The following is a 20334-nucleotide window of genomic DNA, read 5'->3' on the forward strand; positions in this document are numbered from 1 at the left end:
TAAGGAATCATAAATAGTGGAACAAAAAACTGAAAAATCAGAAAAAATTACAAACACACAATCGAGCAAGAATATTTTGCGTGCGGTATTTTGGGATATGGATGGCACGCTTATTGATTCGGAACCGTATTGGCACGAGTCTGAATTTTATTTAGTAGAAAAATACGGCGGATATTGGGATGAAGATTTAGCTTGGAAATGTTCTGGCGGATCTTTGGAAACAGTTGCAAATAAAATGATTCCTTCCGGGACTAAACTTACCGTAGAAGAAATCGGCAAAGGGATGGTCGATTACGTTGCAGCTCGCGAAGCTGAACGCGTTCCGTGGATTCCAGGAGTTCTAGACCTTCTTAAAAGCCTCACAAATGCTGGTATTCCTTCTATTTTAGTCAGCAATTCGCCGCGTTGCCTAGTAGAAAATATTGTTAAGCATGCTCCAGAAGGCGCTTTTGCTGGATACGTTTGTGGAGACGATGGTTTTAAGCCTAAGCCAAGCGCTGAGCCATATTTGGCTGCTGGAAAAATGGTTGGTATTTGTGGGAGCGCGGAAGAAATCGCTGAACAAATGGCTCACTGCGTAATCATAGAAGATTCTTTATCTGGTCTTACTGCTGCAGTTAATTCGGGAGCTACTGTAGTTGCGCAAACTGGTTTTTCGCGCGCAAATATTTCCGAAAGCAAGCACCACGATGAGCTTAATGGATATGAAGGCGTGAGCGCAAAAACTCTTGAAAATATTGTTATTAAACGCGCCAAGCGCGCCAAAGAACAACAGATTTCTCGTCTTTAATTGCGTTATTATCACTTGCGTTTGCATACTCTGATGACGAATAAGACGACGGCAAAGCTCGGCGCTCAGTGCGAATATCTCGTCTCCAGCGCCGAGCATTACGCGAACGCTGCATTTCCACAATGTCGCCATCTGCGTTTGCAGCAAAAATATTGCGCTCTGAAGACTCTGCAGCTTCTGTTAAATGACGAACTTGCCTTTTAAGCTGTCGATTTTCTTCTTGCAGATCCAGAATTTGCATAATTCCAGCTAAATTGATACCTTCATTTTGACTTAAATGCTGCGTTTGTACAATTCTGCTTATATCTCTCAAAGAGTATCTGCGAGCGCCACCTTCTGTGCGCTGAGGCATGATTAAACGCAAACGATCGTATTGGCGAAGGGTTTGCGGATGAGTATTGGTAAGGCGCGCTACATGGCTGACGGTAAATATTGGCAAATCGATTGTAAAACCTACTTCGTCCGCTCCGTCAAGCGTTGCACTACCACGCACTAAAGCAACTGCGCACATTTCATACAGTGCTTTAGTTTCACGCGTTATAGGTGTCATAGCACGCCTTCCTTTACTTTACTTTACTTTTACTTTTCTTAATTTATTTTTACACTAATTTTGTCTCAAATTATTAATTTCTTCCGCGTAAGATTCGCCGGCAGTCTTATCAAATTCTTTTGCTACACGCTTAAGCAACATATTTGCTCGTTGTGGCAGGCGAATTTGCACAAGACCAACGAAATCGCCATTTGCTCCCGGAACTCCAGCGCCTTTCACACGAACCTCATCTCCGCTAGATGAGCAAGCTGGAACTTTAAACGTAACAGGATTACCATCTACGTCATTAAGCGTAACTTTTGCACCATGCACAGCTTCACTTAAAGTTACCGGAAGAGTTGCGACCAAATCGTTTGCGCGCAAAGTGAATTTATTAGATTCTTCTACATGAACTTGTAGGTACAAATCTCCTGCAGAACCGCCAAATCTTCCTGGCTTTCCTTTACTCTTTAAACGAATTTTTTGACCGTTTTTTACTCCGGCTGGAATATGCGTTTTAAAAGTCGATCCGGCTGCACGCAGCGAAACAGTAGCACCCTTAAATGCCTGCTTAAAAGTGAGTTTAATATCTGTTGTTATATCGTCACCTTTCGTAGGCACATTTTGGTTTTGAGCACTTTCGTATTGCTCGTCTCCAAAACTGTTCGCGCTTTGGAATCCAGACGCACCAGAATTTTGACGTCCACCGGCAAACATGGAGAAAATATCACCCATATTTGGGCCAGCGCCACTACTTGCGAAACGAATGCGCGAGCCGTTTCCGCCCATTCCGCCCATGTTGCCCATGTTGCCCATACCGGCTCCTCCATTAAACATGGAGAAAATATCCGAGAAGCTTGACGCATCAAATCCGCCTGCTCCCCCGGCGCCACCGGCAAAACGAGCACCTCCTGCACCAAATTGACGAATAGCATCGTAGCGTTGGCGCGTTTGGCTATCTTTTAGAACATCATAAGCTTCAGAAACGTCCTTAAACTTTTCTTCAGCTTCTTTTGTTTTGTTCAAATCCGGATGATACTTACGCGCTAACTTACGATACGCTTTAGTAATCGTTGCTTCGTCAGCGTCTTTGGAGACACCTAAAACTTTATAAAAATCTTTAGCTAACCACTCATTTTCAGCCATTTGTGCCTCCTTTCTTTACAAGCACATTGGCTATTTCGCTTTTTTGACCAAATATAGCCTGCTCGTGCCAACTCTTATGAGCCAGCACGAGCAAGTTACGCAATAAAGTTACAACTCAGAGTTTCGTTAGGAATTACTTGGTGAAGAAACGACCACACGAGCTGCGCGAATAACACGATCTCCTATGCGATACCCCGCCTCAACCACAGCGTCCACAGTTTCTTTTGTAGCGTCTGGATCAGGACGATGTAAAACAGCATCGTGCTTGGTCGGGTCAAAGCCTTCGCCTTTTTCGCCGAACTTTTCTACGCCGAACTTCTCAAAAGCCTTATCGATCTTGGTTGCAACAGCCTTAAACGAATCATCCATTTCGCTGTGCTCGCGAATACGGTCAATATCATCCAAAGCTGGAAGCAATGCTATTAGCACGTCGATAATTCCATGCTGTCTGAAACGATCCTGCTCTTTCGCAGAACGATTGCGGAAGTTAATAAACTCTGCTCGCTCGCGTTGCAACGCTTCTAAGTATTCAGCAGCCTCTTTTTTGGCTTTACCTAAAGGCGTTAAACTGCTGTCGTCTGCATCTTTACCATCTTTCGATTCAGAAGATTCAGAAGAATTTGCGACATTTGCAGAATCCGCAGAATCCGCAGAATCCGCAGAAACGTTAGCATCAGACTGAGCGTCATTCGTTTCTGCACGATTCACGTTTTCAGCTTGCTTTGAAGACTGTGCAGAAGTCTTCGCAGAATCTTCTGCAGGTTTTACATCCAGCGAGTCAGAATCTTCCATTCCTTGCAAATATTCGTTGGTGTTAAACTCGGACATTACTTGTTGTCCTTATCGTCCTTGTCGTCGTCCACCACTTCGGCGTCAACCACGTCATCATCCTTAGAGGCAGATTCAGCACCAGCATTTGCACCAGCCTGAGCACCAGCAGCAGGACCAGCTTGAGCACCAGCAGCGCCCTGCTGAGCGTAAAGCTGCTGACCAATCTTCTGAGCAGAAGTCATCAACTCACTCTGAGCAGACTTAATCTTCTCAACGTCATCACCCTTCAAAGCTTCCTTCAAAGCGTTCACCTTTTCGGTAACTTCCTTGGAGATTTCGTCGGAAAGCTTGTCTTTATTATCGTTTACAAGCTTTTCAGTTTGGTAGGCAAAAGCTTCTGCCTGGTTGCGAACTTCAGCTTCTTCCTTACGCTTCTTATCTTCAGCTTCGTGAGCTTCAGCTTCCTTAACCATGCGATCGATTTCGTCCTTTGGAAGGCCAGAACCACCGGTAATAGTCATGGACTGCTCCTTGCCAGTGCCCTTATCCTTAGCGGAAACGTGCACAATGCCGTTAGCATCAATATCGAATGTGACTTCAATCTGAGGAACGCCACGAGGAGCTGGAGCAATACCAGTCAACTCAAAAGTGCCAAGAGGCTTGTTATCGCGAGCAAACTCACGTTCACCCTGGTAAACCTGAATCAACACGGATGGCTGATTATCTTCAGCAGTGGAGAATACTTCCGAGCGCTTCGTAGGAATTGCAGTATTACGATCGATAAGCTTTGTCATAATTCCGCCCTTGGTTTCAATACCCAAGGAAAGTGGAGTTACATCAATAAGCAGAACGTCTTTGCGGTCTCCCTTAATAACGCCCGACTGCACAGCTGCACCAACAGCCACGACTTCATCTGGGTTCACGGACTGGTTAGCTTCCTTACCGCCGGTAAGTTCCTTTACCAAATCCTTCACAGCTGGCATACGAGTAGAACCACCAACAAGAACCACGTGATCGATCTGGCTTACGGAAATTCCAGCGTCAGAAAGCACGTTGTTAAATGGTGTACGGCAGCGACCAAGCAAGTCAGAAGTCATTTCCTCAAAGTGAGCACGAGTCAAAGTTTCATCCAAATGCACTGGAGTGCCGTCAGGAGTCATTGCCAAGTACTGCATAGAAATTGAGGTGGAAGTAGAAGAGCTAAGCTCCTTCTTTGCCTGCTCAGCAGCTTCCTTCAAACGCTGCAAAGCAATCTTATCCTTGCTCAAATCAACGCCGTACTTGTTCTTAACTTCGCCAACGAGCCAGTCGATAATCTTCTGATCCCAATCGTCGCCACCCAAGTGGTTGTCGCCGTTTGTGGCCTGAACCTGAATTGTGGAGAATCCGTCGTCATCCTTACCAATTTCAAGCAAGGACACGTCGAAAGTACCACCACCCAAGTCGAATACCAAAATGCGCTCGTCTTCCTTGCCTTTTTCAAGACCGTAAGCCAAAGCTGCAGCAGTTGGTTCGTTAATAATACGAAGCACGTTCAAGCCTGCAATCTTACCTGCATCCTTAGTTGCCTGACGCTGAGCATCGTTGAAGTATGCTGGGCAGGTAATAACAGCATCGGTTACAGGCTCACCAAGGTAGGCTTCTGCATCGCGCTTAAGCTTCATTAAAACCTGAGCAGAAATCTCTTGTGGAGTCCACTTCTTGCCATCAATTTCAACAGTCCAATCAGTGCCCATGTGGCGCTTTACAGAGCTAATAGTGCGATCAACGTTTGTTACAGCCTGACGCTTAGCAACTTCACCAACCAGAATTTCGCCTGACTTGCTAAATGCCACAACAGATGGTGTAGTGCGAGCGCCTTCAGCGTTCACAATAACGGTTGGGCTACCGCCTTCAAGAGTAGCGATGCAAGAATTAGTTGTACCCAAATCAATACCTACTGCACGTCCCATAATTTCTCCTTAACTAGGTATTGCACATTTTGTGCAATTACGTTTTCTTTTAAGTTTTGTAGTTACGTAAGCTGAGCTCTATTTAGGTTCCTTTTTGGAAACTAGGTAAATCATCAGCTTTTTTACTTTCCAAAACTTGAGCCTACTACACTCAACTTATAAAAGTCAACTTTTATTCCCAAAAATTACAAAAAACTTTATACAACTAGACTCAAGTTTTGTAAGATGTGCAAAATATAAGAAAAAATTCACATGCCAAACTTAAAACGACGCAAAGAATTATCTAATGCGTTGTAGCGCGCTAAAACGCCAATAAGCGGCGTGCCAATACCTGTTATGAGTTTGATTGCTTCAGTTGCCATCATTGCGCCTACAATAGCCGCAGTCGCGCCCAATACCGCCGATTTTGGCACAGTTTCTTTAGGCGGAGGGCAAGGGTACAAGTCCCGCAAGCACGGCCCCTCTCCAGGCATAAAAACGCTTACTTGACCTTCATAATAAAGAACCGAGCCATAAACTTCCGGCGTTCCTGCGCTCCACGCGGCATCCGCAATCAAAAAGCGCGTAGCGAAATTATCACAACCATCAATTATTAAGTCATGATTTTCTACAAGACGCTTCGCGTTATCTTCATTAAACCTAGGTATAAGGTTGATTTTTAATCCGGGAGATAGTGCCTGCAGACGTTTAGCTGCAAGTTGCGCTTTAGATTGGCCACACTGATCAACAGTGTACAAAGTCTGCCTTTGCAAATTAGAAAGCTCAACAACGTCGTCGTCACAAATTGTGATTTCTCCAACTCCTGCTGCAGCAAGCGAAAGCAGGCATGGAGAACCAAGTCCGCCAGCACCAACCATGCAGATTTTTGCATTTCGAAGTAATTGTTGATGCTCAAGAGTAAAGCCCGGCAGGAGCAAGTGGCGGCAAGTGCGCTCCGCCTCAAGCTCCTGCAGGTTGTCGTAAATTTTATTAATCGTCATGCTTAAATAATTATGCCGAAATTCATAGTACGAAATTTACAGCACGGAATCAGCCCAAGCGCGACCCTCAACAGGCGAGGAAGCAAGAGCATGATTTCGCATTGGAATACGTCCAGCATCGTGAGCAAGCTTGCCAGCAGTTACAGCAGCAGCCATTGCGCGGCCCATTTTCACTGGGTCCGGGCAGCGAGTTACTGCGCTTGCAAGAAGCACGCCAGAGCAGCCGATTTCAAAAGCTTTAACAACGTCGGAAGCAGTGCCAACGCCGGCATCCAAAATCACAGGAACGCCAGCTTCCTTGCATTCGCGCACAATCAACTCAATATTTCGAGGATTCAAAATACCAAGACCAGTGCCGATTGGAGCACCACCAGGCATAACAGCCTTCACACCAAGCGAAACTAAACGACGAGCCACAATCGGATCGTCATTCGTGTAGCACAGAACGCTAAAGCCTTCTTCAACAAGCTTTTCTGCAGCAAGCAAAACTTCTCGAGTATCCGGAAGCAAAGTATCGTCATCTGCAATAACTTCAAGCTTAATCCAATCGGTTCCAAGAGATTCGCGAGCCATTTTTGCAGTAAGCACAGCGTCATGTGCAGTTTTGCATCCTGCAGTATTTGGCAAAACGTTAATATTATGACGCTTAAGCATTCCATAAATATCCACGCCTGTTTTTGCGTGACGGCGCAAAGCAACCGTAGCCACTTCCGCACCCGAAGCAACAAGCGACTTCTCCATAATATCAATGCTCGTCATGCCGCCAGTTCCAAGCAAAAGCCTTGAATGTAGGGTCTTACCACAAAGTTGCCAAGTATCGGCACTTTCTTCTGCATTATTTTCAGAATTATTTTCTGTCATTTTAAGCCTTTTATTGAAAATTTAATATTTTGTAAGCGTCAGCCGCCTTGAACCGCGCTGAGAATCTCAATTTGATTCCCATCGCAAATCACAGTCGATGCCCACTGATTGCGCTTAAGCACATCGTCGCCAATCGCAACAGCTATGCCAGGACCAGCATCCGAACCGTAACGTTGAGCAATAAGCTCAGCAACAGTTAACCCATCTTGAACTTCAATAGTTTCACCATTGACGACGATTTGCATAATTCAACCTTTATTAACGTCTTATTAAAATTGCGCAACTAAAACTTGCGTTACTAGAATCGCTTGTAACTAGAAACTTGAGCTACTAGAAACTTGCGTTACTAGAAGCGAGCAGGATTGCAGCTTTCCAAGAATCCCTTTTCCTTCTCGGTCAACTCTTGCTCAAGCACAAGCTTTGTAGTCAAAGAAGAGCCCAAAGCGGTGAGCAAAATGCCGTGACGGAAGTAGCCAGTGGAAATCGTAGTATGCGTCTTAGGATCAATACCAATGAATGGCAAATCGTCCGGAGTTCCAGGGCGGCCGCCAGCGGTAACCTCAGTAATCGAGCATTCCTGAATGCCAGGAAGCACGCTTGCAGCATCGCGAAGCAAGTCGAGCACGCCACCGACCTTTGGAATATCGCGGTCGTCTTCGCGAGAAGTAGCGCCGAGCACAAGCTCGCCAGTTTCCTTAGCGCGAGGCACCAAATAAACTGGGCGGTCATGCACAAATCCACGAACCACAGAGCTCAAAATTGGACGCAAAGGCTCTGGAATAGTCATACGAATCATATCGCCCCACACAGCGCGAAGCTTAAGCTGAGGAAGCATGTCCTTAGCTCCCAAGCCGGATGCCAAAACTGTGTCTGGGCCTAAATCGTCTGGAGTGCTTGCGCGACGCTCAATAACAACACCACGCTTTTCAAGTGCATCAATCATAGCTGCAGTGAAAAGACGAGGGTTGATTTGATGATCGTCCGGCACGCTTACAGCGCCAGCAATAGTTGGCGAAAGAGCAGGTTCAATTTCACGAAGCTTACTCACAGAAATATGCTCAGCTCTACGTCCGTAACGGTGCTGCAAGTTTAGCAACTCATTCACGTGCTCGTTATCTGCAGCGTCGCCGCCGATTACGTAAGAGCCGCACTCTAAATAACCGGTTGGCTTATCAGTATACTTTGCAACCGAATCAACCAATTCCTTATACATGGTTGCGGACTCAAACATAAGTGGATACAACGCTTCTTGCTGATATTGCATTTCTGCGGTAGGAGCTAACATGCCGGCAGCATGGTGAGAAGCGCCAGAGACTGGATCCGGATCAATTATGCTAACTTTTACGCCGGCTTCCGTAAGTCTCCACGCTGTTGCTAAACCAATAATACCTGCACCAATAATACGAATATTTCGCATATATACTCCTTCCCTACGGCGGCATTACCCGCATCAGGTTTACGGTCGGCTTTCGCCCTCTCAGCCTGTATAGAACAAGCTCCCGCGTTTCGTAGCTTTGACCTTCAAAACTGCGATTGTAAAGCACTGCAATATTGCCAACTTTAGCGATATTACAAACGCTACAGATAGACGTAACGAAATTATGTGATTTTCGTCACACTACCGTGTAGCATTCTAACACTTTTACAAAAAATCTGTTAATTGAAACGGCATGTCAAGCGGTAAAACTAAGCAATTTTCGTTACTGACGCAGATTGCGTTCTGCGCGCGTAACTTATCTCACGTTTGGAGGGTTTGAGGATAAGTTTCGCTCCAAACGTGCGCGACGACCTGCTTTCGCGCAGCATTTCGCGCGCGAAAGCAACTCGGAGCGTGAGCTTGCTCAAGTTGAAAGCACGGTGTGCTTTCAACGCAAGCTCAGTAGCGAGCGCGTTAACCGCGCGAGCGTTCTTTCGTGCAGCAGATGAAAAAAAAATCCCTCGCGGATTATCGGAGGATAACCTGCGAGGGATCTGTTAGTTATGCGTAAAGTTACTCTTTAGAGTGCTTGCGACGGCGAGAAGCAACTCCAGCAGCACCAAGACCAGCAAAGATTGCAGCAAATCCCGCAAACAAGCCAGTTGCAGCACCAGTCTTAGCAATCTTATGACCAGATGCGCCACTCAAACTATTAAGCAACGCAGCCTTAGCCGCCTGAAGCTTCCTCAAAGCCGCATCAACCTGAGCCTGCGTAGCATTAGGATCGTTAAGCACGCTCTTAGCCTCAGCCAAAGCCTGCCTGTAAGCCACAGCCTGAGCAGTATTAGCATTAGCGTCCACAGCATTGTTAACTTCGATTTGCAAAGCAGACTTATCTACCAAAGCACCATAAGACTCATGGCCGTTTACAAAACCGTAGCCATTCCAATCTCCAGTACCATTGCCAGAGCCGCCGAAGTGACTCAAGAAGTCAAGAATACGCTTCTTAGCATCTTCAAGCTTCTTCAAAGCCGCATCAACCTGAGCCTGAGTTGCGTTAGGATCTGCAAGCACGCTACGAGCCTCAGCCAAAGCATTCTCATACGCTTCAATATCAGCCTTATTGCCAATAATGAAGTACGGCGACTTACGGAAGTTAGCATCATCATCAGCCTCATCCTGAAGCTTAGACTTATCCGTGCTATTTCCAGCCTTAAGCTTAGCCTTAGCATCCTGAAGACGCTTCAAAGCCGCATCAACCTCAGCCTGAGTTGCGTTAGGATCTGCAAGCACAGAATTAGCTTCGTCGAGCGCGTTCTTGTACTCGTCAAGAGCCTGCTTAGACTCGTCATCACCCTTAGCTTGAGCATTCTGATACTCAGGAGACTTAGTGAAGTCATCACCAGCCTCTTGGCGCAAATCATACTTGACCGTGCTGTAGTCGTCAGTAATCTTCTTCTTAGCGGCTTGCAAGGCATCTAGAGCATCGTAAAGCTCTTTCTGGGTTGGGACGTCAGTTGCGCCATCCTTTGGCTTGCCAGTAGTGCGGTCGAACTTCTCAAGAATCTTCTTAGCAGCAGCAAGCTTCTCGTTGTATTCCTTAAGAGCTTGCTTAGACGCGTCATCACCCTTAGCAGTCGCGTTCTTGAACGCAGGAGTGTTCTCGAACACGTCATCACGCTTGTCTTTATCTCCGTCCTTAGACTTATCAACTTCTTGCTGAAGCTCAGTAGAACTGGTCTTGTAGTCAGCAAGAATCTTATCCTTGATTTCCTTAAGCTTCTGAAGAGCCTCGTCAACTTCCTTCTGAGTTGGGATGTTCTTAGCATCAGACTTTGGTTTATTGTCATCACCAAACTTTTCAAGCAAAGTCCTAGCCTTCTTCAACGCTTCCTTATAAGCAGCGACGTCAGCATTTTCCTTGCCGTCTTTACCCTTCTTAGAATCAGCGTTCTTGAACTCGGGAGTATTCTCAAAGTCATCTTTACCAACGGTAGTTACACCGTCAGCAGTAGACTTCGCAGACTCATCCTTCAAATCCTTAGCATCGGTCGTAAAGGCATCATCGATAGCTTTCTTTGCCTTTTGCAAAGCATCAAGAGCTTCATCAACCTGTTTCTGCGTTGGACGATCTTCTGGCTTTGCATTCGGATCTGGGTTCTTCACCTGATCGATAATCTTCTTCGCTGCTTCAAACTTATCGTTATAATCTTGAAGCTTCTTGGTGGCAGAGGTATCAGCCGTTGCATCATTACCAGTTTCGGACTGCTTCTTATACAGAGCATTCTTGTATGGAATCGACTCCTCAAATGGAGGTATTACAGGCTTGTCGTCTTTATCCTTGTCGCCAACCTCCTTTTCAAGAGGCTTTGTGTCGGTCTTGTAGTCGCTGGTAACTTTGTCCATCGCCTTTTGCAAAGCCTCAAGCGCATCATCGACTTCCTTCTGAGTAAGCTTGCTAGCATTCTGCAACTTGGCAGTTATTTTATCAACAAGCTTGGTGAGACCTGGATTATCATTAGTACCCTCCAAATCCTTACCAGCTTGTTCATGCTTTGCGTTGGTATTGTCATCCTTTATTGCAGTAGCATTCTTATACTCAGGAGTCTTCTTGAAATCACCATTTGCATACTTCTTAGCTTCTTCAAGCTTCGAAGTATCCGTCTTGTAGTTGTCTTCAATCTGCTTCTTTGCCTTCTTCAAGGCATCAAGCGCTTCGTCAACCTGCTTCTGAGTTGGGCGTTCGCTGAGATTAGTAGCGTCTTTCTTAGAAAGTAAATCACGCGCAGCCTTCAAAGCCTTCTTATAGGCATCGACTTCGTCATTGTCTACCTTATTGCCGCTATCGTCATCCTTCTTCTTGGCGTCGGCATTCTTGAACTCTGGCGTAGCTTCAAAGTCTGCATCGGCTACTGTAGCACCGTCTGCAGTAGACTTCTTCGCTTCCTCGTCAAGCTTAGAAGTATCGGTCTTGTAGGCATCAAGAGCTTTACGCTTCTTATTTAGCTCTGTCAAAGCATCGTCAATCTGCTTCTGAGTTGGCTTAGCGTCGAGAGGCGTGTCCTTGTTATCGTGCTTTGAGAGCAACTCCTGAGCCTCGGACAACGCCTTGTCGTATGCCTTCTTAGCTTCCTTAGCAGCGTTATTCCTCTCGGCATCTTCAACCAACTTAGTTGGATCAGCTGTATCTGGCTTCATGAAGTGAGGATCAGATGCGTTACGGTATGCGTCGGAAGTAACAGTACCTTCGGTAGCTTTCTCAGTACCACTGGCCTCTTTACCGTGCTTGTTAGCGCTTTCTTGAAGCTTAGATACATCAGTCTTATAGGTTTCAAGAGCCTTGCGAGCATCGTCAAGCTTCTTAAGAGCCTCGTCCACTTTGGCCTGGGTAGCGGTTGGATCCGTCAAGAGCTTCTTAGCCTCAGTAAGCGCATCGTCGTAGTCTTTAGCCTTCTGCTTGACGGTCTCATATCCAGAAGTATCTTCCTGGCCGTTATCACCCAGCTTGTGCGGATCCTTGGTGTTCTTATACGCCGGATCTTTCTGAGTATCAGTATCCTTATTAATGGATTCCTGCAGCTTATCTGTCTTAGTCGCAAACTTGTTCAAATCTTCCACAGCTTTGTTAAGATCTGCAAGGAGCTTTGGCACATCCCTATTCAAAGGCTGACCCTTAGCATGTGACTGGATGTTCTTAAGATAGTCAGGACTACTAGTGTCTCCATCCTTTGCAGGAATATTATCTGTTGAGATTGCAGCACTACCAGGCTTGCCATCGACCGTATCTTGAGGCATCTCATCATTAAATGCCTTTTTCAGCTTCTCGAGCGCATCATCGTACGCTTGCTTTGCCTTAGCTTCGTCAGAACCTGCAGCACCAGCGGACGCGTTTAGATACGCTGGGCTTTTAGTTATAGCCAAGCTGTGAAGCAGCGCCGCCGAAATCTTGCTGGTATCGGTTGCGTACTTATCGATTGCCTTACGGGCTTCAACAAGCTTATCTTTAACCTTATTAGCCTGATCTTGCGTTACTGTGCTATTTGGCTTCCTAATCTCCGTAAGCAAGTCTTTTGCAGCGTGATAAGCGTCGTTGTAGGCTTTGAAGTCTTTTGCGGCTTGAGAATCTTTGCCCTTAGCTTGCGCTTCATCAAAGGCATTGAAGTACGCTGGCATCAAATAACCGCTGAAGTTGTCCGCAATAGCTTCCGCTAAATCAGTTGCCTTTGTCTGATACTTATCAGCATGAAGTGCTGCTTCAGCATCTTCAAGCGCTTTCTTAGCCTTTTTTACATCGTCATTTGTAGCGTTCTTGTCACCAAGCACTCTCTTAGCTTCTGCGAATGCGTTATCGTAGTCCTCGACAGCCTTTTTAGCATCAGGGTCGGTGTCTTTCTTTGCGGCGGCGTTCTTATAGAACACGCTCTGCTTCGACTTATCGTCTGGCTTCGGATTATCGAAGCTCTTTTGAACGGCAGCATCAAGAGGAGCCTTGTCGGTTGCGTTCTTGTCAAGCGCATCCTTAGCTTTCTTAAGATCCTCAATAGCTTTGTTCACATCCTTTTGGGAAGCGTTTGGATCAGCTGACAAACGAATTGCGTCCTCTAGCGCATTATCATATGCTTCACGCTCATTTTCAGTTGAATTTTTATATGTTGGGTCAGCTTTCTCCAATTTCTGATCAACAGTAAGAGTATTCAGAGTATCGTTCGTATACTCATACACATGACCATGCTCAGCAATAGCAGCGTTAAGCTTATCCTTGTTAGTGCTGTACTTATCAAGCTCTTTACGTGCAGCATCAAGCTTAGCCTTTGCGTCGTCAACAGCCTTTTGCGTAGCATTGGCATCCTTGTTTACTTTCTCAGCTTCTTCGAGAGCTTTGTCGTAAGCATCCTTAGCAGCAGTTGCCTTATTGTTCCTGTCAGTATCATCAGAACCATCAGCCTTCTTAAAGTCAGGCTCAGTAACATTCTTATACTTATCAGTAGTTACCGTACCAGGAGTTGCAGCAGTACTACCATCAGCAGCTTTACCATTAGCATTAATCGACTTCTTCAGCTCTTCCTTCTTAGTATCATCACCATCAAGAGCATCATGAGCCTTATTCAGCTTAATCGTTGCGTTATCAACCTCAGCCTTAAGGTCTTCACTTAAATCAGCATCAGCTGTAGTTCCAACTTTCTTAAGCGTTTCTTTGGCAGCAGCAAGTGCCTTGTCGTACGCATCTTTCTTATCAGCAGACGCGTTGTAGTACTTCGACTGTGTTGGAACGTCCTTGCCATCAACATTTTCGGTCTTGTGATCCTCAATCGAATCCTTCAAATTACTTGTCTTATGATTCGTCTGCGGCACAAAGATAACGTTAATCGCCTTTGCCGTATTGCCTGGATGGCGACCTTTCTCCAGATAAACATCCTTATAGTACGACATTGCATACGGCTCAACAAACAGACGCGCCTTGAAAATTTTGCCTTCTTGCCGGCTACCTTTACAGGGCCAGCTTCTGTATCCCACGAATACGAGCCTGCTTCAGACTCCGCGTCTCCAAGCTTTACGTCAGAATTAGAAACCTTCTGAACTCCATACCAATACGCACCGTTCATATTTCCAAGCGTAAGTTCAGTTGTAGGCTCGCCTTTTTGCAGCACATAGTGCATGTGTGACTTGCGCGCGTTATTACCTGTACCTTCATATTCAAGCTGCTCGCCGCCTGTAAGCTCGCGCAAACCAGACTTGGTATCATTTGGCGTAGCTTTCAACAAACCAAGAATCTTTGTTGTATCAAACTCTTCTGCCCTGGTTGGGTCGTAGCGGTAGATGATAGTGGTCTTCTGATCATTACTCCAAGAAATACCTTCGTCGGTATCGCGACCATCAATCTTAGTCTTCGTCCACGAAACGGTGTAATCCTTGCGAATATTTGGAAGCTTTGTAAGCTTACTCTCTTTTACATTAGAGGTAAACTTTGCAAATGCCTTATCGGTCTTGATTTTAACGGTAATAATGTTTTCCGCCTGACCATTCGAGATACCTATATTTTCATGACCAATGACAGTATCACCTTTGACATATTCAAGCGAAATCTGATTCTTGTAATCTTTTTCACTCAGACCAAGCTTTTCATTGTCTTTATTAGCTGCGTAAATAGCTGTCTTGATTCGGTCAAGTTCGGCGTTTGAATAGCCAAGCGGATTAGCAACAAAGACTGCTTTATCGCCAGTCGGAACAACAACATCACCTTCCGCAACTCTCGTAAGCACTAAGTCGCTCAAAGGAATCTTTGGATCATCCTGCGGGCTCAAGCCATCGAAGTCGATTGTTGCAGTGCCATTGCTGTCAAACGTAACTTTGTCAGTAGATACGCCGTTAAGTTTTGCAAGATTCTTTTTGATTTGAGTCTTTTGGTCATCTGTCAACGCGCTAAAATCAACTGTACCCACAACCGGCTTCTCAATGCGAGTACTATAGCGCACTACAGTAAGAGGTATTTCCGGAGACTTCATTCCCAAATCTGTTACCAGATACGTTTTAAGCTTTCGCTCGCCAAATGAGTAATCTCCACTATCATTTTTCTTATTGATTGCTTCAAACATAGCTCTGTCATAATCACCCATTCTTTGCGGAATTTTTGCATCTACCGTATCTGGAGTGTTATTAACAGTGCTTTCATCAACACGCAAGCCAACACCCGCTGACTTACTTTGAGCAACAAGCTGATCAGCTACACTGCTACCAGCCTTATGTTCAGTAGGAAGATTTACTGCTTTGTGAAGTACTTCTCGTACTTTATCTGCCGACAATCTCTCGTCATACTTTAAGACGATTGATCCTGCTGTTTTTGGCGGAACAAGCGTTGCAACACGGAAGTTATTAGATGTTTTGTCATGCTGCAAATTAGTCTTATCGTAATACAAGAAGATTGAGCGATTTGCACAATAGCCTTGACCCGAAGATATGCCGCCATCCCTGAATGGCTGCTCCATAATCAAGTCCACACTACCGTCATTATTTGTCTGTAACTTGTAAATTCCAGAATAGCTTTGGTGCATGTCATTTACACGCTCAGAATCAAATTCGATGATTTTCTTGTAAGCATCAGGATCATCAGTATTAATACTATCTTTTGAATCTGGAAGAATTACTACGCGTGCAACCTGCTTACCATCCGCACGCTTTGGCAAATGGTACACAATTTCTTGCTTCTCAAGATTCGTGTCAAATGTATTGCTAGAAGTTGCCCAACCATAAATGTTTGGCAGCTTTTTGGAAAAATCTATCTCATTAGGATTGTGCTCTGTGCCAGCGCGATCTTCTCCCTGAGCTACTGTGCTTGCAGTAGTTTCCGCAAGGGCGCTACTGGCTGCAGAAGTGCTAGTTTCTACCGGAGTTTCTACTGGAGTGCTACTAGTGACAGGAGTGTTAGTTTCCGAAGTAGGGTCATTAGCTACCGGAGCGCTATCTGTAGAAACCTTCTCGTCAGTCTTATTATTTTTGCCAGTCAGCTTAATCTTATTACTGTCTTCAGCATTAGCTTCAGCCTTGTCTTCAGACTGATTCTTCTGCTCAGTTTCAGACTCATCCTTCTGCTCAGAATCTTTATTAGTGGAACTCTGCTCCTTCTTTTCATCCTTATCATCAGGCTTAGTGCCTGACTTCTTATCTGCAGCCACAGGAGCTTTTGCAGGCTCAGCCGCAGCACCAGCATCCGCAGCCATTGCAGGAGTTGCTCCAAAAGCGAACGCCGCACCAGCCAGAATACCTGCTGCGCCAACCGTAAACGTTGCCACCTTGCGAGCGTCAACAGCCTTTTCAATTGCGTTATTTACTGCAGCATCCAAAGTTACTTTGTGCGCGTGCTTTCTAGATTTCGCTACCATGTTGTCCTTCTTCCACTTAGTTATCTAATAAAAACAAATTCACACGCCCACCTATGGACATGCAAAATGCAAATTCTTAATAACAATCATCTAAATTTTCATAGCTCAAATTTATAAAATCTCAAGCTATCTTTGTTAGGTTATTATAACAATTTAAAAAATTTTTTAAAGATGAATAACACATGTTTAAATCAAAAAGCCTGTAATACCCCCCCCCCCAAAGCCTTATTTTTCAGCGGTTTTAAGAATTAAAATTTATTTGTGAATATTTTGAATTAAGGCGTTTTTACAACCTTTCACTAATCTGTCTAAACATTTGTTACCATATAAATTCTAATTTTTGACAATACGAATTTACAGAAATAAAAATGCAAAAATACAGATTTGCAAAATCGCAACTCGTTTAAAAAACAAATCTGCTGAGAAAAGTACACAACTTCACCCAGCAGATTACAACTAACTCAACAGAGCTAAAATCTATTGAGAAAAACATTACTCACTCAACCGAGCGCAGCAAAATCTCCTCAAGCGCATGCTTTACCGAAATAGGCAGCGTGCAACGCCATTGCGCCCACTTAACTACGGAAGGCTGATCAGTTGCGTAAGCGTTAAGCATATCAACATTGTTGCGATACTTTTCTGCTTCCGATTCGTTTTCGTATTCAAGAGTTGAGACTGCAGCAATAGAGCTTGCACTTCCACCAGCCTCACGCACTGCGTCAAAAGCCATTTCCTTACCGCAGTACGGCACTTGCGCTTGAAGCAGGAATCTGTAAGCGTCGCCAACTTTAGGGTCTGCAGCAATTTGCAATCCGCCGTCAACAATTACACGAACTTCCGAACGAGCCGGCACGTCTTTTACAGAAACAGTTAAGCTCAAAGTTGATTCTTCGCCTTCGTAAGAAATTGCAAAATCGCTTGCATTAAGCTCTCGGCTTCCTACAAAAACGCGCACGTTCGCAAAATCTGCGCAAGCAACTCCTCTAAATACAACGTTCCAGTTGCGTTTTTGCGGCACAGATTCTACGGCAGCTTCCGCACCTTCTACGCCGGAAATAATAAATTGCGAAGAACTATTGCCGTCTCGCCACACAAAATTCATACGCGTGTCGGCGGTATTACCAGCGGACGCTGCAGCAAAATCACCGTTGTCCTCTCGCATCACAAATTCGCCGTCAGCTCCAGGGAACACGAGCACGCGCAAATTACGAGGATTTTCAACGCTATTAACAGATTCAGCAATCTCAGCACTACGCTCGCAATCTGCCACTTCTGGCAAAACTTGCGTAGGCACAATCGCCCCGGCACGCGCAAAAGCAGGCACTCGGTCAAGCGAGCGCCACGCTTCAAACCTGCGACCATTCCAGCCGCGAGACACGTACCTGCGTCCGTCAAACAAATCGTACCAGTCGCCTTCAGGCAACCAAACTCCGGCACATCCGCGCAAAGTAGCAGAATCATTAGGCGAAGTAATCGGCGCTACTATAAGTTCGCTTCCAAAACGGTACTCGTTAGGAATTTCGTAAGCCATGCCAACTTCCGGCGCCTGCCAGTACATTGGCTCAATAATCGGCCTGCCTTCAAAAGCTGCACGATAATTCATCGTATAAACGTATGGCAAAAGTTCCGCGCGCAAGCGAAGCATTTTCACCATTGCTTCGCGAGTTTCCTGAGGGAAATTCCACGGCTCTTTTCCAGCAAACGGTGAGCAAGTCGAGTGCAAACGATTAATAGGACTAAACGCGCCGAAAGCGTACCATCGCGCTTCTAACTCGTTATTTCTAACGCCAAGCATGTGTCCGCCAATATCGTGACTCCACCATCCGTAGCCAATATTTGAAGCTGTAGAAGTGAAGTAAGTTTGGAAAGCAAGGGAATCCCAAGTAGTAACGGTATCTCCCGAGAATCCAACTGGGTAACGATGCGAACCAGGCCCCGCATAGCGAGAGAATGTAAGCGGCCAGCGGCCGTCGCGCGCAGCATCCTCATAATGCATGTGGTTCAGCATCCAAAGCGGATCCAAACCAGGCTCGCGCGTCACACCACCCTGCTGCCAATCAATCCACCAAAATCGCACGCCTTCATCTTCCATACGATGATGCATATTGAAGTAAGCTTCAACAAATTGCGGGTTCGTTAAATCAAATTCCACAGCTTTGCCGCTCGCCGGATCAATGCCAGCATCTTGCGCAACTTGCGCATAATCTTTTTCAAACGCACGCACTCCGTCGCGCGGATGCAAGTTCAAAGTTGGAGCCAATCCAGCCGCGTTAAGTTTACGCAAAAAAGCACGATGATCCGGAAAAAGCTCCTCATTCCACGTGTAACCCGTCCAACCGGAACCATACTTCGAATCAACGTCCGTCACATGCCAATCCATATCAATAACAGCCGTGCTAAAAGGTATGCCTTCGCGCTTAAAACGATTATGCAATTGCAAATATTCGTCTTGACGGTAGCGATAGTATCTGCTCCACCAATTACTTAGCGCAAAACGTGGAAGCAGCGGCTGAGCGCCTGTGAGCTTATAAAAGTCTTGAATTGCTTGAATATAGTGATGTCCGTAGCCGAAGAAGTATAAGTCTTTATATCTTCCTGATTGCTCGCTAACTTTTTGCGCACACGACTTAACCCAAGCCCCATACGGGTTTGGTTTGCCATTTATTTCCTCAGCTGGCACAATTTCGCAAGTTGCAGAATCGTCTAAAACAGACCATCCATCGCGCGAAAGTATTCCTTTACCAAGCTTTACTGGGCCGTTCGCCTGATCCAAAGTTCTAAAAGTTCCAAGAAGATTTCCCGGGCAGTCGTCGCCGTAATGCCACGTGTTAAATTGAGTACACGGCACTCCGCGCACAACAATACTTAATCCTTCTTTGCTAAAAGCTTCGCAATTATAAGTAAGATGCAGCTTTTCAGTTTCGACTTCCAGCCATCCGTTTTCGTTTTTGCGCGCACTAAATTGCGGCTGAGTATCCGAGCTTTTGTGAGCAAAATTGCGGCATATTACAGTTTGCGTAGGATTGTCAACAAACTTTCCGTCGTCACTCCACTCAAGACGCAACAGCGAATCTGTAATAACTGTAATTCGCCACTTTTCGCCTTTAATTACCTGAGTATCCTGAGCCTTTGCGTTTGAATCAGTTGCGTACTTATAAAAAATTCCCGACTTGGAAAAGTCCATTTTTGTACCTTTGCTTTTTATTAATTAACGCACGTTTTTATTTGACGAATACTGCGAATAATGCTGCAATCGCCAGCATTACCGGATACCATGCGTACATTGTCCAGCGAAATACTGGCGAATCCTTATGGCCGTCTCCGTAAGGGCTGCGATAGTGCAAAACTGCCACGCCAATACCAGGCGCAAGCATCGACATAGCGCCAAACATGCCGGAAATCAGCTCCATGCGAATTTCATGCTTTTGCATCAGCTCAAAAATCAGCACAAACACAAGGAATAGCGCGCCTCCCCAGAAAATTTGTTGACGCACATAAACTTTGCCAATAATATTCCACAATAATCCTGCAATTACTACTGCAGCATACGAAACACTGCGCAAAAAACCGCTAAAACGCTCTCGAACCATGTCAATTCCCATAAGAACAAACAGCGCAATTACGAGCGCAAACACTGGATTTTGCGAGCGCAAATCAAACGCGCAACCGGATGTAGTAAGATCGTACGGCACTTCGCAAATTATTGCCAAAATCAAAAGTCGCAATATATAAAGATTCACGTTATGCGTATTGTGATACCCGCGCATAAGAATCCACGCATACCATGGCAGCGCAGTCCAACTAACTACTTCGCAAAGAACCGCGAATGTAAGAGCAAGCATATTATCTTTGCGCAAGCCGCCGAACAAATGCGGTATTACGGGAGCGCTAAATGCACTAAGCATCATCATGAATGCGCCAAGCATTTTAAACTTGCGCAAAGTAATGCCCATTTTTATGTTTTTATCTGCACGAATTTTAGGCTTTAGCACATCCATGACTTGCACTCCC

General features: G+C 45.5%; 11 protein-coding genes and 1 pseudogene. 1 reads left to right on the top strand and 11 read right to left on the bottom strand.

All coding sequences use genetic code 11. The annotated features are described in order from the left end of the window. The first annotated feature begins 16 nt into the window (after nucleotides 1-16). Nucleotides 17-790 (top strand): HAD family hydrolase, encoded by a 774-nt coding sequence (locus tag HXT33_RS05655; RefSeq protein WP_004137136.1) that lies wholly within the window; start codon nucleotides 17-19, stop codon nucleotides 788-790. On the opposite strand, the gene HXT33_RS05660 is transcribed toward HXT33_RS05655, so the two are convergent. From HXT33_RS05660 to HXT33_RS05710, 11 genes and pseudogenes are all read right to left on the bottom strand, one after another. Then, complete coding sequence (locus tag HXT33_RS05660) at nucleotides 744-1340, bottom strand: heat shock protein transcriptional repressor HspR (RefSeq protein ID WP_004137134.1); 597 nt, start codon at nucleotides 1338-1340, stop codon at nucleotides 744-746. The two genes, HXT33_RS05655 and HXT33_RS05660, sit on opposite strands and share 47 nt — an antisense overlap. 54 nt (nucleotides 1341-1394) lie before the next feature. Beyond that, the gene (locus tag HXT33_RS05665) at nucleotides 1395-2465 is read right to left on the bottom strand and encodes a DnaJ C-terminal domain-containing protein (protein ID WP_421786935.1); all 1071 of its coding nucleotides are present in this window, start codon (nucleotides 2463-2465) and stop codon (nucleotides 1395-1397) included. Between the two features lie 126 nt (nucleotides 2466-2591). Further along, a complete protein-coding gene (grpE, locus tag HXT33_RS05670; RefSeq protein ID WP_421786937.1) occupies nucleotides 2592-3293 on the bottom strand; it encodes a nucleotide exchange factor GrpE in 702 nt (233 codons plus the stop codon). Then, entirely contained in the window at nucleotides 3293-5188 is a 1896-nt protein-coding gene (gene dnaK / locus HXT33_RS05675; protein WP_004137127.1) for a molecular chaperone DnaK, read from the bottom strand. The genes grpE and dnaK overlap by 1 nt, the downstream gene beginning before the upstream one ends. Before the next feature lie 248 nt (nucleotides 5189-5436). Next, on the bottom strand, nucleotides 5437-6168 hold the full coding sequence (locus tag HXT33_RS05680) for a HesA/MoeB/ThiF family protein (RefSeq protein ID WP_410313859.1): 732 nt from the start codon (nucleotides 6166-6168) through the stop codon (nucleotides 5437-5439). Between the two features lie 36 nt (nucleotides 6169-6204). Then, nucleotides 6205-7029, bottom strand: coding sequence for a thiazole synthase (locus tag HXT33_RS05685; RefSeq protein ID WP_421786939.1), 825 nt, complete (start codon nucleotides 7027-7029; stop codon nucleotides 6205-6207). A gap of 38 nt (nucleotides 7030-7067) precedes the next feature. Then, nucleotides 7068-7274 (bottom strand): sulfur carrier protein ThiS, encoded by a 207-nt coding sequence (gene thiS, locus HXT33_RS05690; protein WP_004574745.1) that lies wholly within the window; start codon nucleotides 7272-7274, stop codon nucleotides 7068-7070. 101 nt (nucleotides 7275-7375) lie between these two features. Further along, nucleotides 7376-8446 carry a glycine oxidase ThiO gene (gene thiO, locus HXT33_RS05695; protein WP_004104781.1) on the bottom strand — a complete coding sequence of 357 codons (1071 nt, stop codon included), beginning with the start codon at nucleotides 8444-8446 and terminating at the stop codon, nucleotides 7376-7378. Nucleotides 8447-9019: 573 nt separating this feature from the next. Beyond that, nucleotides 9020-16323: pseudogene (locus HXT33_RS05700) on the bottom strand (peptidase). Between the two features lie 496 nt (nucleotides 16324-16819). Continuing rightward, complete coding sequence (locus HXT33_RS05705) at nucleotides 16820-19507, bottom strand: TIM-barrel domain-containing protein (RefSeq protein ID WP_421786942.1); 2688 nt, start codon at nucleotides 19505-19507, stop codon at nucleotides 16820-16822. A gap of 37 nt (nucleotides 19508-19544) precedes the next feature. After that, a complete protein-coding gene (locus tag HXT33_RS05710; RefSeq protein WP_410314742.1) occupies nucleotides 19545-20321 on the bottom strand; it encodes a TraX family protein in 777 nt (258 codons plus the stop codon). Nucleotides 20322-20334: the final 13 nt, after the last annotated feature.

This window comes from Gardnerella sp. DNF00753 (genome assembly GCF_049244275.1).
Lineage (GTDB): Bacteria > Actinomycetota > Actinomycetes > Actinomycetales > Bifidobacteriaceae > Bifidobacterium > Bifidobacterium greenwoodii.

Coding starts and splice junctions, on each gene's coding strand:
- HXT33_RS05660 (WP_004137134.1), bottom strand. CDS start 1,340: ATGACACCTATAACGCGTGAAACTAAAGCACTGTATGAAATGTGCGCA.
- HXT33_RS05665 (WP_421786935.1), bottom strand. CDS start 2,465: ATGGCTGAAAATGAGTGGTTAGCTAAAGATTTTTATAAAGTTTTAGGT.
- grpE (WP_421786937.1), bottom strand. CDS start 3,293: ATGTCCGAGTTTAACACCAACGAATATTTGCAAGGAATGGAAGATTCT.
- dnaK (WP_004137127.1), bottom strand. CDS start 5,188: ATGGGACGTGCAGTAGGTATTGATTTGGGTACAACTAATTCTTGCATC.
- HXT33_RS05680 (WP_410313859.1), bottom strand. CDS start 6,168: ATGACGATTAATAAAATTTACGACAACCTGCAGGAGCTTGAGGCGGAG.
- HXT33_RS05685 (WP_421786939.1), bottom strand. CDS start 7,029: ATGACAGAAAATAATTCTGAAAATAATGCAGAAGAAAGTGCCGATACT.
- thiS (WP_004574745.1), bottom strand. CDS start 7,274: ATGCAAATCGTCGTCAATGGTGAAACTATTGAAGTTCAAGATGGGTTA.
- thiO (WP_004104781.1), bottom strand. CDS start 8,446: ATGCGAAATATTCGTATTATTGGTGCAGGTATTATTGGTTTAGCAACA.
- HXT33_RS05705 (WP_421786942.1), bottom strand. CDS start 19,507: ATGGACTTTTCCAAGTCGGGAATTTTTTATAAGTACGCAACTGATTCA.
- HXT33_RS05710 (WP_410314742.1), bottom strand. CDS start 20,321: ATGGATGTGCTAAAGCCTAAAATTCGTGCAGATAAAAACATAAAAATG.